10 protein-coding genes are annotated in these 14,476 nt (G+C 39.6%); 9 read left to right on the forward strand and 1 reads right to left on the reverse strand.

Going from position 1 to position 14,476, the window contains the following annotated elements; translation table 11 throughout:
• Nucleotides 1-16: 16 nt before the first annotated feature.
• Nucleotides 17-3,430, reverse strand: coding sequence for a SusC/RagA family TonB-linked outer membrane protein (locus CWD91_RS02105; RefSeq protein WP_205164590.1), 3,414 nt, complete (start codon nucleotides 3,428-3,430; stop codon nucleotides 17-19).
• Between the two features lie 463 nt (nucleotides 3,431-3,893).
• Between CWD91_RS02105 and CWD91_RS02110 the strand changes: the two genes are divergently transcribed.
• Genes CWD91_RS02110 through CWD91_RS02150 form a run of 9 tightly spaced genes read left to right on the forward strand, consistent with a single transcriptional unit; the run spans nucleotide 3,894 to nucleotide 13,516 of the window.
• Nucleotides 3,894-5,402: a sodium:solute symporter family protein gene (locus CWD91_RS02110; RefSeq protein ID WP_103439284.1), complete on the forward strand. Its 1,509-nt coding sequence runs from the start codon at nucleotides 3,894-3,896 to the stop codon at nucleotides 5,400-5,402.
• A gap of 1 nt (nucleotide 5,403) precedes the next feature.
• Nucleotides 5,404-5,619, forward strand: a complete 216-nt coding sequence (locus CWD91_RS02115; RefSeq protein WP_103439285.1) for a hypothetical protein — start codon at nucleotides 5,404-5,406, stop codon at nucleotides 5,617-5,619.
• Nucleotides 5,620-5,637: 18 nt separating this feature from the next.
• Complete coding sequence (locus tag CWD91_RS02120; protein WP_103439286.1) at nucleotides 5,638-5,868, forward strand: hypothetical protein; 231 nt, start codon at nucleotides 5,638-5,640, stop codon at nucleotides 5,866-5,868.
• Nucleotides 5,869-5,881: 13 nt separating this feature from the next.
• Nucleotides 5,882-8,452: a glycoside hydrolase family 2 protein gene (locus CWD91_RS02125; protein WP_103439287.1), complete on the forward strand. Its 2,571-nt coding sequence runs from the start codon at nucleotides 5,882-5,884 to the stop codon at nucleotides 8,450-8,452.
• A gap of 60 nt (nucleotides 8,453-8,512) precedes the next feature.
• Nucleotides 8,513-9,604: a sialidase family protein gene (locus CWD91_RS02130; protein WP_103439288.1), complete on the forward strand. Its 1,092-nt coding sequence runs from the start codon at nucleotides 8,513-8,515 to the stop codon at nucleotides 9,602-9,604.
• A 30-nt stretch (nucleotides 9,605-9,634) separates the two neighbouring features.
• The gene (locus CWD91_RS02135) at nucleotides 9,635-10,918 is read left to right on the forward strand and encodes a DegT/DnrJ/EryC1/StrS family aminotransferase (protein ID WP_103439289.1); all 1,284 of its coding nucleotides are present in this window, start codon (nucleotides 9,635-9,637) and stop codon (nucleotides 10,916-10,918) included.
• A 57-nt stretch (nucleotides 10,919-10,975) separates the two neighbouring features.
• The gene (locus CWD91_RS02140) at nucleotides 10,976-11,818 is read left to right on the forward strand and encodes a glycerophosphodiester phosphodiesterase (protein WP_103439290.1); all 843 of its coding nucleotides are present in this window, start codon (nucleotides 10,976-10,978) and stop codon (nucleotides 11,816-11,818) included.
• Between the two features lie 17 nt (nucleotides 11,819-11,835).
• Nucleotides 11,836-12,843 carry a Gfo/Idh/MocA family protein gene (locus tag CWD91_RS02145; protein ID WP_103439291.1) on the forward strand — a complete coding sequence of 336 codons (1,008 nt, stop codon included), beginning with the start codon at nucleotides 11,836-11,838 and terminating at the stop codon, nucleotides 12,841-12,843.
• A gap of 28 nt (nucleotides 12,844-12,871) precedes the next feature.
• Nucleotides 12,872-13,516: an HAD family hydrolase gene (locus tag CWD91_RS02150; protein WP_103439292.1), complete on the forward strand. Its 645-nt coding sequence runs from the start codon at nucleotides 12,872-12,874 to the stop codon at nucleotides 13,514-13,516.
• Nucleotides 13,517-14,476 lie beyond the last annotated feature (960 nt).

The raw sequence follows: 14,476 nt of genomic DNA on the forward strand, positions 1-14,476 counted from the left end.
TGTTTAAAGTGCCTAATTAGAAACTTACGTTAAGTTTGAAACCTATTGGAATGGTAAATGGACTTATGTTAAAGCGCTCAATACCTTGCTTAAATTGGATACCACTTCCTCCTTGTGTACTTGATTCGTGCTGGAAAGCCATCTCAGGGTCGATTCCTATATCGGCCTTGGTCCATAGGATAATATTTCGGCTAAATAAAGAGATATTTAGATTTTGAAGTCCTATTTGCTTAATATGTTTACTTGGCACGGAATAAGTAAGTGAAATTTCCCTTAATTTTAAGAAATCAGAATCAAAAGTTGCATTTCTTGTAAAGTCCCATCCGTAGTGATCTTGGTATCTTGTAATTACTGTTTCAGGACCACCTAAGTTTTCGGCTGTTGCTATAAAGTTGCCATTATCGTCATAATCGCCTTGTACCCCTGGCATAAATACACCATCGTTCAATGTAATTCCACCTTCAGTTAATGGATACCCGCCATCGGCAGCTGTAGGTCCACCTACCAATACATAGAATTCACCATTTTCTGATAAGAATTGGTCTGCATTGTCTCTTAAATAGGTAGGAACATCCGTAATGTCATTAAAATTATGCAATTTATCGATCCATCGCTGGGTATGTAAATCGGATTCCCCGTATCTGTGAGTTTGCGAAACAAACTGTCCGCCTTTTCTCCAGTCAAAATTCATGGAGATGCTCCAGTTCTTATAGGATGCAGATGTTGTCATACCCAATGTGAAATCTGGGTTAAAGTTTCCAATAATCGGGGCAACTCTGTTTCCGTCTGCATCTTCCCTAGTACGGTCACTGTTTTCAAAACCAGAATCGTCAATAATTGGCCAACCATGGTAGGGAGAGCTGGGATCATCAACACGCACTAGAGCGGCATCAAAAATATTTCCTATTTCTTCACCAACCCAAGTTATAGCACCACCCCGGGCATCAGTCCAAAACTGGATGGAATTCATACCTTCAGCCAATTCAACCACTTTGGTTCGGTTTCTGTTAAATACGAAGCCCATATCCCAACGCCAATCGTTGCTATTTATTATGTTGGCGTTTAAACCAGCCTCTATACCAGTACTTGTCAATAGACCGGCATTGGTGTTTTTAGAGCTGTATCCTGAAGAGATAGGAAGGGCAATTCCAAAAATTTGATTTTCGTTATCTGCAGAGTAATAAGTGAAATCCATACTTAGCCTATTGTTAAAGAAGGCCAAATCTGTTCCTACTTCCCAAGATGTAATACTTTCTGGTTTTAAATCTGGGTTAAGTAGTGTAGAACCCACAGACAACAAAGATCCTGATCCCCATGAAGTTCCACCGCTTAAAGTGGGTTGTAGGTTGTATGCCCCGGTATCGTTACCTACTTCAGCATAACCTGCACGAAGCTTAAATAAGGATACTCCATTGCCAAAGCCAAGAAGCCTATTAACCAATAAACTAGTAGATACAGAAGGGTAAAAATAGGAATTGTTATTATCTGGCAAGGTGCTAGACCAGTCATTTCTACCTGTAACGTCTACATAGAACATATCTTTAATACCAATACTTGCCATTCCGTACAAGCTGTTTACTTGTTTTTCGGAAGTACTATAAGAGTAAACTAAATTGTCGTTAGCAATATTGGACAAGGTGAACAAACCTGGTGTTAAAAGGCCAGATCCCCTGCTTATTGTGGAATTTAACAAATTGTTTCCTTTTATAACTCTTTTGTTACCACCACCAGATATAGAGAAATCCCATCCATCCAGTCTTTTGGCATACGTTAATAAGAAATCGATGTTAGTTTCGTTTGCGAAAATTTTATTGATCCCGTAGGCACCATTCATGTCTCCGGTATAACCTTTAGACAATTTGGTTTCCCGTACTTCGTTAATTTCATCCATGTTGTAACGAACCATACCCGTTAGATCATCGGTGATTTTGTATTCTCCTTTTACATTGCCATAAAACCTGTTTCTTTCAAAACCATTGTTATTCTCGTAAGCTAAGAAATAAGGGTTGTTCCACTCAGTCTCTGTAGGATCGTCCCCAAAGTTATAAGGTGAATTTTGAAAGATGCCTTCGTATCCTGGCAACCAATAATCCTTCATTTGGCGCACATCTATATGCGGGTTCAATTCGTAAACAGCCTGCATTGCGTTAGCACCACGGTTACCAACAGGTCTGTTGTCCGCACCAGATTTTGTATAGTTAAGACTAGTACTAACCGTAAATTTCTCATTTAACTTTAATGATGAATTTAAACTGATGCTATGTTTGTTTAAATCTGTATTTGGGATGTTTCCCTTGTTCTTTAAATCCGAATAGGACAACCTGTAATTAATTTTTTCATTACTATCCTGGATAGAAATGTTATTGGTTGTTGTAACGGCCGTTTGAAAGAAATTCTTTGGATTGTTGTACGACTTCAATTCCCTTGCAACAGGAACACCACTAGCAATTTCAGAAGCACTATAAGGCCATTGGATTGCCATGATGCCTTTGTCCAGTTCGGGACCTGCCCATGCTGAAGCAGTTTCGCCGATGACAATTGCACCATAGGAATTTGTTGGGAAATTATCTTCGGTATAAGGTCTGGAACCTGTGGCAAACCTTCTATGAGTATCTAAGAAACGACTAGGAATATCAAAAACAGTACTGGAATTAATAGTTACTCCCATTCCTTTTTTTGATTTTCCAGACTTGGTTGTAATTAATATAACCCCGTTACCAGCCCTAGAGCCATAAAGTGCTGCTGCACTGGCACCTTTTAGAACAGTAACACTGGCAATATCGTCTGCATTGATATCTGAAATAGCATTTCCATAATCCACTTTATTATCTCTACCTATCTCTGTAATGTTGTTAGCTGTATTGATAACAGGAGAACCATCGATTACAAATAATGGTTGGTTGTCACTGGATAGTGAAGCTGCACCCCTAACATTAATGTTTACAGTTGAACCTGCACCACCAGTAGAGTTTATATTCACCCCAGACACTTTACCGGAAAGAGCGTTTAAAACGTTCTCTTGTGGCACATTGTCCAAAGCATCACCACCTACCTCGCTGACAGAATACCCTAGAGATTTCTTTTCCCTAGTAATACCAAGTGCCGTTACGACTACTTCGTCCAATTGTTCGGAAGATGCTGCCATAGTTACGTTGAGGGTGGTTTGATTGCCTACCGCTACTTCTTTAGTTTCCATTCCCAAATAGGAAAATACTAAAACAGCACTACTGTTAGGAACAGTAATACTGTAAATTCCATCAAAATCCGAGGTTACACCAGTAGTAGTTCCTTTAACCACCACGGATACCCCTGGGAGCAATTCGCCATCATCACTACTGACGACTCCCGTTACTCCTTGTTGTGCCAACATGATTCCTGAAACCATACTGAACAAAAGGAAAGTCAAAAACTTAAAACTTCTTTTTTTCATATTCATTTTTATTAATTGGTTGAGTAATTAGCATTTCGTTAACAAATCTATTGTAAAATTATCGGCAAAAAGCATGGTATTTTATTAGATACCTATTAAATCTTAACCCTAATGTATTAAATATTAAGATATTGAAAATTTTAGGTTAAGATATGATTGATTTTAAGCAAGAATATTTCTTAAACCTAAAAAGGACCCTTTTTGGAACCTGAAGAAATGAGACGGTTTTTATCGTTTTTATTGGTAAGGATATTACCTATAATAGTATATGTTATTCATACCAATATTAATGGAGTGGTATTTCATAATTTACACAAACTGCTATAATTTTAACTTAATAATCATTAAATAAGTTAAAAAACTAGTACTTATGGTAATATACCATGTAAAGACAATAAGATTTACTTAATCAATCACCTCTATTTGAATTTAATTTGTAGGTAATTAATCAAAATACCAAACAATGCTAGCAGGGATAGATTATTTTATAGTAATAGCATATATAATAGGAATGTTGTTACTAGGGCTATATTTTAAAAAATTTGTCAATAGCTCCGAAGATTATTTTCTAGGAGGTAAAAGCCTGCCCTTTTGGGCCATTGGGATGTCTATCGTGGTATCGGATATAGGAGCCTTGGATTTTGTAGGCGTGTCCGGACAAGCATATCGATATGGTATTTCTGTCGGCAACTTTGATTGGGTAGGTTCTGTTCCGGCCATGTTATTGGCGGCATTTATTTTTATTCCTTATTTCTGGCGTGGGGGTATGTATACTATACCTGAATATCTGGGTAGAAGATATAACCAAAAGGTAAGAACCATAGCTTCGGTAACCTGGATTTTGTTTTTTGCATTGGATTTGGGTGTACTTTTTTGGGCCAGTGCGGTACTCTTAAATGTACTTATGGGTTGGCCCATTTGGATTTCTATTATTTCCACTGCCGGTGTAGTTGGGCTATATACTTATTTTGGTGGGATTACCGCAGTAATAATGACCGATGTAGTGCAATTCATTATAATGTTCATAGGTGGTTTTGCCCTAGTTTTCCTTAGTCTTTACGAAGTTGGAGGTTGGGATAATATGGTAGATAAAATCGCAACAATGGGACCTGAGTATAGGAACCATTTCGACATCATTCAACCACAGAATACGAAATCGCCCTTTCCATGGACAGGAATTTTATTTGGTCTAACCTTCGTTATGGCCAATGCTTATATGATAGGCAACCAGTCTATTGTTCAGCGCTGCCTTACCGCCAAGAACGAGTGGCACGCAAAAGCCAGTATGATATTTGGTTCTGCCTTAAAAATGTTTATTCCTATTTTGGTATTGTTCCCTGGCCTTATGGCAGTAGTAGTTCACCCTGGATTGTTAGATGGTGATCAAGCACTGCCAATGATGATCAAATCCATTCTGCCTCCAGGTTTGGTCGGACTTATGTTCGCTGCCTTTTTCGCCGGGCTAATGTCCAGTGTGGATTCATTATTAAATTCCACGGCTACCTTATTTACCAAGGATATATATGAACCCTTTATTAAAAAAGGTGCGGATGATAAGCATTATTTAAAAGTTGGACAGATCACTACCTTGGTTTTATTGGTTATTGGAGTGGCTACCTCTCCCATTAGTAGCGATTTCCCTGGTATTTATGTGGCCATACAAACCTTTATGTCCTATTTCCAAGGGCCGATATTCGCCATTCTACTTTTGGGGATTTTCTGGAAAAGAACTACCGAATGGGGCGGACTTTCCGCATTGGTCATAGGAATTGGATTTGCCGTTTACTTAAATGTATTTAAAGAGCAGTTCTTCACCATAGAAGATCCTTTTCTTTATATTTCATGGTGGTCTTTTCTATTGGGTGTTATTATAAATGTATCGGTTAGTCTGATGACGAAAAAACATACCGAGGAACAACTTAAGGGATTGGTGTTTAGTTCTAAAATATTGGTAAAAAATAAAAACGTGTAATATGTTCAATTTTGACTGGCTTTCCGGTGTTTCGCAAGAAACTGCAAAAATGGTATTTCTTTCTTTGTATGGAGTAATAGGCCTTTTGGTGCTATTGCTGCCCACAGAGTATATTTACGAGGGTATAGCAAAGGAAGATCGTCATTGGTGGAACAATTTAAAACTATGGTCTATTAGTGTTCTGGCCATATTGGCATCTATCTATTATCATTTTTAACCCTTTAATCCTAAAAATATGGAAACAAATGAAATAAATGCGGGGATAAAGGCCGCCCAAATTAATAACGCCCTAGGGTTTTTCATAATAACATTTGGGGTTATTGTACTTTTTGCTATGATTTTCACCGAAACCTTTGTTGAACATATGACCGATATGGTTGCTGGCTTGATACTTATATCTATCGGAGGAGGAATGATGTGGAAGGCAAAAAGCACCATCAAGAAATTAAAAGCAAAGAAGGAATAATAAAATATATAGAATGCATAGATCCGTCAAAATAGCATTATCGGATAATTGGAGAATCCAGAGTTCAAGTAAAGTGTCGGAAAAAGGGGATGAAATTTCTACCAAGTCCTCAATTTCCAATAATTGGTTAACCGCTAAAGTTCCATCTACCGTTTTGAGCACTTTGGTAGCGAATAAGGTTTATGAAGATCCCTATTTTGGGGAAAATCTGAAGTCGATCCCAACCGAATTGTTTAAAGTGCCATGGTGGTATGCCACTAATTTTGAACTTTCTCAGGACCAAGCTGATAATTTTGCAAGTTTAACTTTTGATGGCATTAATTATAAGGCCAATGTATGGTTGAATGGCAAGCTTGTAGCGGATTCCACGGCTATAGACGGGGCTTTTCGCATAACAGCTTTTGATGTAAGTAAATACCTTGTCAGAGGAATCAACCTTCTGGCCATTGAGGTAGTTCCTCCCAAACCAGGCGATTTTAGTATAGGCTTTGTAGATTGGAACCCCGCCCCTCCAGATGGGGATATGGGTGTTTTTAGACCCGTAACCTTGCATCTTCATGGTGGGGTACATATTGAAAAACCATTCGTACAGACCAAAGTAAATCTTGAAACTTTAAAAGAAGCCGATCTAACCGTTTCAACGGAATTGGTTAACCATTCAGATTCTACTATTTCAGGAGATCTTATCGGAACCATAGGGGCCGTAGTATTTAGGAAAAAAATAAGCCTTTCCCCCAAGGAGAGGAAGCTGGTCGTCTTTACAAGCCAAGAGTTTTCGGAACTTAGTTTTAAGGAGCCAAAACTTTGGTGGCCTATTCATTTGGGTAATCCTGACCTATATGATTTGGATTTAAAATTTGTGGCCAAAGATGCGATTTTGGATGGGTCCCAAGTGAGATTTGGAATCCGCCAAATTGAGGATTATTGGTTAAATGATATTCATCGTGGTTATAAAGTAAACGGTCAAAAGGTATTGATCAAAGGTGGCGGTTGGACAGATGATATGCTTTTGATGGATACAGATGAAAGCATTGAAGCACAGGTGAAGTACGTAAAACAAATGAATCTCAATTGTATTCGTTTGGAAGGTTTTTGGGGGAAAGACCATAAACTGTACGACCTATGTGATGAACATGGAATCTTGTTAATGGTAGGATGGAGCTGTCATTGGGAACATGAAATCCATATGGGCGTCCCTGTAAATGAACGTTTTGGAGGCGTGTATAAGCCCAAGGATATAGCGCACGTTGCCCAAGCCTGGGAGGATCAGGTGGTGTGGTTGCGCAACCATCCCAGCATCTTTGTCTGGACAGTTGCCAGTGACAAAGTTCCCATTACAGAATTGGAGCAAAAATATATAGATTCCTTCGCCAAATATGATCCCACAAGACCCTATTTAAATTCTACAGGTGGTGTTGGCAGTGACCAGCATGTTATAGGGAGTGAAGATGTCATTAGTGAGATAAGTGGTTCATCCGGAGTAAAGATGTTGGGCCCCTATGCCTATACTGCACCGGTATACTGGTTTACGGATACCAAATTTGGTGGAGCCTATGGTTTTAATACCGAAACTGGCCCTGGAGCTCAAGTCCCCCAATTGGAAAGTTTAAAAAAGATGATTCCCGAGGAGCAATTATGGCCTATTGGGGAGGCTTGGAACTATCATTGTGGGCGGTATGAATTTGCGGATATTAGTAGATTTACCAAGGCCATTGAAGAAAAATATGGTACGCCAAGTTCTTTGGAAGAGTTCGATAAAAAGGCACAGGCTATGAACTTTGAGCTTATGCGCCCAATGTTCGAAGCTTTTCAGGTTTACAAAGAGAGATCAACAGGCATAATCCAATGGATGTTGAACGCGGCTTGGCCAAAGATGTATTGGCAATTGTATGATTATTATTTAAATCCTACAGCGGCATTATATGCTACCCAAAAGGCCTGTTTGCCTTTAAGCCTGATATATAATTATGGGGATAAACATATTTATGCCGTTAATGACCATATAAGTCCAATAGAAAATTTGACGGCCCATATTCGGGTTTATTCCATAGAATCGGAGATACTCCTTGAATCAAAGGTCGCCTTTGATATGGAACGGGATTCTTCCAAATCTATCATGGCATTGAATAAATTGAAAGGTCTAACAACTACCTATTTTGTAGATCTACGTTTGTTGGATAAGAAAGGCGTCGAAATCAGCAATAATTTTTATTGGCTCTCCACAAAAGAAGAGGTTTTGGATTATGAGGCCGATTTGGGACCATTTGCGTTTCACACCCCTAGTAAGGAATATGCAGACTTTAAGCAGTTGAATGAGCTGCCCAAGATCAAGTTGGAAGAGTCACATTATTTTGATCAGGATGGAGAACATCAAAATATTAAGGTGGAACTTAAGAACAACAGCGAACATATAGCGTTCTTGATCAACCTAAAAGTGGTGGATAAAAAGAGCGGGGAACTTATACTCCCTATATTCTGGGAGGATAATTTTATTAATTTACTTCCTGGGGAAGAACGTATGGTTTGTGCTAATTTTAAAGGGACTTCGGCCGCCGATCTAAAGGTGGAAGGCTGGAATATATAATAGCCCCTATTAATTGCCCATTTCCTAGTTTGGATTACTTAATTTTTAATAATTGTTATTATGCTAATTTGGACAAAATATGTGCTTGCCTGTACCCTTCTAATATCAGGTTGGTCCTGTAAGGAAAAGGCTAAGGAAAGCAAATTGGAAACAACAGCCAGGCACCCTGCAATTGTAGTTGAAGATTACATTTATGAAATAGGCCATGGGCTAACACCCCAATGCCATGCGCCAACCATTGAATTCAGCAATGGAACACTGGTTGCTTCCTGGTTTGGGGGAACAGAAGAAAAAAACAATGATGTTGGCATTTGGGTTTCTAGAAAAAAGAATGGCATTTGGACAACCCCGGTTGAAGTGGCCGATGGCGTAGAGGAGGATGGAGTTAGGTATCCATCTTGGAATCCGGTACTATTTAAGCCTAAAAACAAACCATTGATTCTCTATTACAAAGTAGGGCCTGATCCATTGTATTGGTGGGGAATGTATAAAACCTCCGAGGATGATGGTCTTAGTTGGTCTGCCCCAATCAGATTGGCCGAAGGTATTTTAGGTCCTATAAAGAATAGGCCCGTTACTTTGTCCAATGGGGATATTTTATCTCCTTCAAGTACGGAGAGTGAAACAGAGGGCAATAAGATTTATTTGGAAAGGAGCGTAGATTTTGGCAAAACATGGACAAAAACTGCGCCTTTGAACGATGGTAAAACATTTAAGGCCATACAACCGGCGATCTTGGACCATGGTAATGATACCATCCAATTATTAAGTAGAACCTATCAGGGTGTTATTGGGGAAAATTGGTCTTATGACGGAGGACTGACTTGGAGTGAAATGACAGCTACAGCACTTCCCAATCCTGACTCGGGAATAGATGCCATTACTATGAAAGATGGAAGGCATTTAGTTATCTACAATCCGACCACAATAGAATCTGAGGACAGGGTTCCTTTGAGCGTGGGCGTTTCCATAAACGGAAAGACCTGGGAAAGAGTGTTGGATTTGGAGCCACTAACGGCCAAAACCGATAAAAAGGGAGAGGAATATTCATACCCTACCTTGATTCAAACCCCAGACGGAATGATACATATTGTGTATACATGGAATAGAAAGACCGTAAAACATGTGGTATTGGACCCTGAAAAATTATAAACGAATTCATTCTATAACAACCTTTAAAAAATGAAAAAATTAGCAATAAATGGAGGCTTAGCTAGTCGGGATACCAATAAAAGCCCATGGCCAAAATGGCCGGTATGGGGGAAAGAGGAGGAAGTTGCCTTGATCGAGGTTCTTAACAGTGGAGTATGGTCCTATAATGGACCAAAGGAAATGGAATTTAATAAATTATTTGCGGAATATACTGGAGTTAAACATGCTATTTGTGCTGTTAACGGTACCATAACCTTGCAAATTGCAATGGAAGCCTTGGGTATAGGTGTGGGTGATGAGGTTATTGTCCCTGGCCTCACTTGGCAAGCCACTGCCGCCACCGTAATCGACGTAAATGCCACTCCTATATTGGTAGATATTTGTGAGGATACCTGGTGTATAGATCCAAAAGAAATTGAAAAGGCCATAACTCCAAGAACCAAAGCCATTATCCCGGTACATCTGTACGGTGCATTTGCGGATATGGATGCAATCATGGCCATTGCCAAAAAACATAATCTCTATGTCATTGAGGATTGTGCCCATAAGCACGGTGGGGAATGGAAAGGTAAAAAGGCAGGAAGTATCGGCAATGTCGGTAGTTTTAGTTTTCAATTATCAAAACATTTAACAGCTGGGGAAGGTGGATCCGTTACTACCAATGACACTGATTTGGCCGAGAAATTGGATGCCCTGAGAAATGTTGGACGAAGACCTGAGGGTGATTCGCTTATAGGAGCGGACAAAGGGATAGGTGATTATGGTGATGACGGCAATTTTATTCAGTCTGGGAACTATCGAATTACCGAATTTCAAGCAGCCATATTGGTAGAGGGCTTAAAAAGGTTGCCAGAACAAAATGCAACTAGAGATGCCAATGGAGCTTATTTAAATACGCTTCTGAAGGAAATTGAAGGGGTGACACCTTTAAAAAGAGATGAAAGGGAAACAAAAAAGGCTTATTTCAATTTTGCTTTTCGATACGATTCAAGTAAGTTTAAAAATTTGCCTGTAGAGAAGTTTAGAGCTGCTCTCGAAGCTGAATTGGGAATAATTGTAGATGCTTGTTATGAGCCTTTAAATAATTGCTCATTATATGTGCCGCATACAAAACCTTCAAGACACAAATTAAACGATGCCTATTGGAAGGCCATTGACCCAAAAAGATTTTCATTACCGGTTTGTGAACGTATTTTTAAGGAAGAATCGGTCTGTTTGCACCACAAGGTGTTGATGGGGTCAAAGGCGGATATGGAAATGGTTGCCAGGGCGATAGAAAAGGTTTATGCCCATGCGGGAGAATTGATGGATTAAGCATATTTAATAGCCTTAAGGCAGATTCAATTTTTCAGAAAACATTAGATTAAAATAATGAAATTACCTATAGGTCTTCTTATTCTTTTCACCTGGTCCAACCTTGTTTTATCCCAAGGTTCCTCGATTGACCTGGAAAATAATAGTTTACCGCAAAATGGTATTTGTGCCCATAGGGGTGCCAACGAAACCCACCCAGAGAATACTTTGGCGGCGTTTACCGAGGCAATTCGATTGGGAGCGCAAATGATCGAATTTGATGTCCAGATGACCAAGGACAATCAATTGGTGATTATGCACGATGAAAAGGTCAACAGGACCACTAATGGCCGGGGGCTGGTGGGGAATCTTAGCCTGAGAAAAATTAAAAGACTGGACGCGGGTAAATGGAAATCCAGAAAGTTTAAGAGGGAAAGGGTACCTACTTTAAAGGAAGCACTGGATATAATGCCAAAAAATATCTGGCTTAATATCCATCTAAAGGGGAATGAACGTTTGGGAGCCGCAACGGCAGAAGCTGTGATAGCCGCCAATAGAATCCATCAGGCTGTTATTGCTTGTAATAATGAGGCATCCAAAGGGGTAAGACGGGTAAATTCAAACATTATGATGTGCAACATGGAGCGATTATCCAGTAGAACCGAGTATGTTAATGGAACCATAGAAAATGGCTTTGCATTTCTTCAGTTGAAAAGTAGTCGCGACGATGAAAATTTGCCAGCAGATTTGACGAAACTAAAGGAAAATGGGATTCGAATTAATTATTTTCATTCCGAAGAAGAAGGTCGCGTGAAGGAATTATTGGATGCAGGGGTCAATTTTATTTTGACAGATCGTTTATCTAAAATGCTTGAGGCCTTTGACAAATTCAATTCAGCTCCATCCGTGGAACCAAAATAATATTAGTAATTCAAAAAATGGAAAAAATAAAAATAGCCCTTATTGGTGCAGGATTTATATCTGATTATCATGCCCGCGGACTTCAAACACTGTCCAATGTTGAAATAGTGGCCGTAGTGTCAAAAAACCTGGAAAATGCCAAAAAGTTTGCCCTTAAGTACAACATCAAAGAGGCGCTGAACGATATTTCATCCCTTGTCAACAGAGAGGATTTGGATGCCGTAATTATTAGTACCCCAAACCAATTTCATGCCCCTTATGCCATAAGGTTCTTACAAAATGGCAAAGATGTTTTTCTTGAAAAGCCTATGGGAATCAGCGGTGATGAAGGTAGGCAAATAGCTGAGGTAGCTAAAAAGTATAACCAATTGGTGATGGTGGGGCATATGTGGCGTTTTGATGTAGATACCCGTTATATCAGGGATACCGTAGATTCTGGAACTCTAGGGAAAGTTTTTAAGACCAAAGGCTATGGGATACATGAAAATTGGGGCCCCTCCGGCTGGTTTACCAAAAAGGAACTGGCAGGTGGAGGAGCCTTGGCGGATATGGGGGTACATGCTATAGACGCTGTAAGGTATATTTTGGGTGATCCCAAACCAGCTAAGGTATATGCCAGAATTTCTACAGAATTTGGCGATTATGATGTGGACGACACAAGTATTTTGGTCATTACATGGGACAATGGCACGGAAAGTATAATAGAAAGTGGATGGTGGCATCCCCATATGGACGGACCTGAAGCCAGTACAAGCTTGTTCGGGACTAAGGGTTATGCCAATCTGTTTCCCACATTTTTAAAAATGAAAGATGGGGAAGGCTCAGTAACCACGGTGCCCGAGCTTCCAAAAAGGGATGATCATTGCGATCAAATAATATATACCCGTCAAATGGAATATTTTGTAGACTGTATTAAAACCAGACAACAACCCGTGCCAGGAATTGTGGAAGGGCAAATGGTACTGGACATTGTTGATGCGGCCTATAAATCGGCCGAAACTGGCGAAGTAGTAAATTTAATATAGGACCCAGTTTAATCTAAACCTCAAAATAATGGCGCTGAGTGGATTAAAGAACAATATTGAAAACATCATTTTTGATCTGGATGGTACCCTTTGGAATCCAATGCCCATGAGTATCAAGGCGTGGCATACGGCCCTGAATGGGTTCGACTGTATTAAAAATCCGATTTCCAGGGAAGATATACAGGGTATTTTGGGTATGCAGCACGACCTGGTAGGAAAAAAACTGTTTCCATATCTTTCCAAAGAGCAGCAAGACGAGGTCATGAACAGTTGCTATAAACAGGAGGTAAATGATATTAAGGAATCTGGAGGTGTTTTGTACCAAGGATTGGAAGCCACTTTGCGGACCTTAGGGAAAATTTTTGATCTGTATATAGTCAGTAATTGTCAGGCTGGTTATATCGAGGCCTTTTTTGATTACCATGGTTTGGGTGCCTATTTTAAAGATTTTGAATGTTCAGGAAATACAGGTAAGTCCAAGACCGAAAATGTAAAAATGGTCATTGAAAGAAATACACTTTCCAAACCAATCTATATTGGGGATACCATGGGGGATTATACCGCTGCCGTAGGGAACGGAATACCATTTGTTTACGCCAATTATGGTTTTGGCGAGGTACCCAAAGCGGAATACAACATTAATACCATAGAAGATTTAAAGGAGTTGCTTTAATTCTCCAATGTGTAAGGCATGCTCCATGCGATGGAGTCCCTTATTGGGAGGAGTCCAGTGGTCAACGGTTTTTTCATAAGTTTTTTCAGTTTTATTACTTGCGGAGAAGTTAAATGTCCAATTAATATATTGGCTAAGCTATACGTGCGATTTCTCCCTATCGGGCGAAATGACTTGTGTGGTCACTTCGACATGAGCCTTTTTTGGAAGTCCGGATAACAATCGGAAGAGAAGTCGCACATAATGGTTGTCATTATTGGAATCTCAATTTTATGTTAGGAATAAAATGGTGATTCACGATTATCTTTTAAAATTACGATGAGTTACTAGTGTGATTTCTCACGATGTTCGAAATGACTTATGTGGTCACTTCGACAAAGTCCCTTTTCGGGGCCGACGAGAAGTCGCACAAGCTGGGTTTTCATTTTTGGAAACGTGATTTTATGTTTTCATGGGAATAGTTGCTTCAAGATTAGCTTTCAAAACGACTAATAGCCACTAGTGTGATTTCTCGCGAGGTTAGGTCTAGAAATGACTGTTGTGGTCACCGCGACATGAGCCTTTTTTGGAAGTCCGGATAACAATTGGAAGAGAAGTCGCACATAATGGTTGTCATTATTGGAATCTCAATTTTATGTTAGGAATAAAATGGTGCTTCACGATTATCTTTTAAAACTACGATGAGTTACTAGTGTGATTTCTCACGATGTTCGAAATGACTGGTGTGGTCACTTCGACATGAGCCTTTTTTGGGCGATTGAGAAGTCGCTCAAGCTAGGTATTCGATATTAGGTTACTAATTTTATTCTATTAGTAGGCAGTAACATCGCGGTTAAATTTTAAAATTTCGTTGACCTACCAATGAGATTACTCCTCCCTGTTGAGCGGTACCGATGACTATAGTGGTCATTTGGACAAGGGTCTTTTTTCGGTCATTTGGCTCATGGCATTTCTATTTTA

It is taken from the genome of Arenibacter hampyeongensis, from assembly GCF_002909255.1.
In the GTDB taxonomy this organism is placed as follows: domain Bacteria; phylum Bacteroidota; class Bacteroidia; order Flavobacteriales; family Flavobacteriaceae; genus Arenibacter; species Arenibacter hampyeongensis.